This window comes from Barnesiella sp. CU968 (assembly GCF_905219685.1).
In the GTDB taxonomy this organism is placed as follows: Bacteria; Bacteroidota; Bacteroidia; order Bacteroidales; family Muribaculaceae; genus Lepagella; species Lepagella muris_A.
In genome coordinates this window covers 1-2,014 of record NZ_CAJMXD010000470.1, presented here as the reverse complement: position 1 = coordinate 2,014, position 2,014 = coordinate 1, and the positions used below count along the sequence as shown (strand labels likewise).

Here is a 2,014-nt window from a genome sequence, read left to right as displayed (position 1 = left end):
CCATGATTCTTTTTGTTGACAAAGATACAACTCTCTTTCGGAGTTCGTCAATACGCTATCGCGGATGGTTGTACGCACAAAACATTTTAGCAAATAATTGTAGAAGACCAGGTCTATATAATAGTCACCCGCATCGGTCACAATGTGTTGCTGCCGTTCGACGAAAGCATATCCTTTGCCAAGTTCCATTAGGAACTGCTGTAGATGTGTGATGAGCGCGCTTTCAAGGTCACTTTCTGTGTACGATGCATCCTTGGCGATACCAAGGAATTCAGTAACCATAGGTGATTTGATATATTGTTCGGGCGCAGTAACTATATTATCCTTTGCTGTCAATCGCTCCATTTCCTCTGAAACAGCTGATTTGTCGGGTGAAGCAAGCAAACGGTGATAGTATTGCGAACCCACATTTCTCTCAAGAGTCTTTACAGACCACATCTGCTGTGCAGCTTCATCCATATACCATAATCTGGCTTTCTCATTTTTCTCGCCCAAAACAGCCTGTATATGCGACCACGTGAGATTTTGCAGACGCGTCTGCAAAATCTTTCTGTCAGGAAAATATAAGTACAGCAGCCTATAATAAGCAAGAGAACGCTGACTATAGCCTTTACCGAGATCAAATGTCAATTGTGCAGAAAGCTCCTTTAAGAGATTGGTCCCATATTCAGCCCTAATCTCGCCGTTTTGCTCTTCTTCTACAATGCGTTTTCCTATCTCCCAACGCTCATCTATAATCGTCGCATTGAGCTGAATGGCTGCTTTGCCACGGTAACGCCGGGTGATTTCCCTGATATCAGCGACAAGTTTAGATAATTCCACTTTCTTTTCCATATTGTCACAAAACATGAGTGGTTATCTTCTTTTCGTCAGAGTAGGATTCGATGATTTGGTCGAAGTTGTCGAGCACATTGTCGTTGGCAGCGGAAGCGTCACGAATGACAAGGTGTGTCGGGAGTAACTTCGCCATTTCCTCGATGGTTGTTTCGTTAACGTCAGTGTCGAAACAAGCGAGCAGATAATCATCATCGACAGAGAAAACTTCCTTGCCTGCAACTTCCTTACGCTCAATCTTGGCAGAGAGTTCGATGCCAAGGTCGAGCATAACTTGGAAAAGCAGGTCTTCACCGGAGCGGTCAGCCTTGATGTTATCCACAAGGCTGTCGAGCAGCGACGGCTCAAACTTATCGGGAGTATAGAACACGTCCTCCATATTCGACGAGTCAAGTTTGAGGACACGGAAGCCGGTGTCTAAGCCGTCTGCGGCTTGACCCGCTTCTTCCTTGACTTTCTTTCCGGCACGACGTATGCGCTCCTTGCCAATCTCACAGATTGTGTTGTATCCTGCCTTACGCGCCTCGCTCTTTTCGTCAGTAACTTCGGGGAGCTGCACCATAATGAACTTGCGGTGTCCTCCGTCTTCGGCATTGAGCTTCATAACGGCGTGTGCGGTTGTCGCACTACCGCTGAAGAAGTCGAGAATAAGCGCATCCTGATCATTGCAAATCTTACAGAAGAATGAAATAAGAGATGAAGGCTTAGGGAAAGAGAAAATTTTACCATTAAAAAGATTGGTAATTTCTCTTGTGCCGTCTAAAGACATACCAACCGACTCAGGTAAAAGTGTTGAAACAGCAATTTTACCAAAATTCTCACCAGCCTTTGCCTCGTCATCTTCTTTCCAGTATCTAAGAACTGGCTTCGATATTCGCATAAACGGATAATCACCAGGGAAAACTATCCGATTTTGTGCTATATAATCTTCGATTGTATCGACAGTAATACGCCATGTGGCATTAGGATTAGCCGGATATTTTTCGCCTGTCTTGGGATTTACAATAGTGAAGAAGCTATTTGGTCTTTCACTTGCAGTGGTTTGTTTAGTCAAGTCATGAACTCGCCAAGGGCGACCCGGGAAGTCCTCAGTCTCGAAATATTTTCACTGGCGTCTCTTAAAATCTGTTAATGCGAAATTGTTAAACTCTGTATTCATGTTGGTTACGCGATTTTCTGG

Annotated in this window: 2 protein-coding genes; both read right to left on the bottom strand. The window is 44.5% G+C overall.

Features of this window, described 5'->3' with window-relative positions; all coding sequences use genetic code 11:
* Positions 1–834, bottom strand: an 834-nt coding sequence (locus tag JX312_RS12820) for a PDDEXK nuclease domain-containing protein (RefSeq protein WP_204458307.1), incomplete at its 3' end; no start/stop codon positions are given.
* A 4-nt stretch (positions 835–838) separates the two neighbouring features.
* The gene (locus JX312_RS12815) at positions 839–1,888 is read right to left on the bottom strand and encodes a DNA methyltransferase (protein ID WP_239653923.1); all 1,050 of its coding nucleotides are present in this window, start codon (positions 1,886–1,888) and stop codon (positions 839–841) included.
* Positions 1,889–2,014 lie beyond the last annotated feature (126 nt).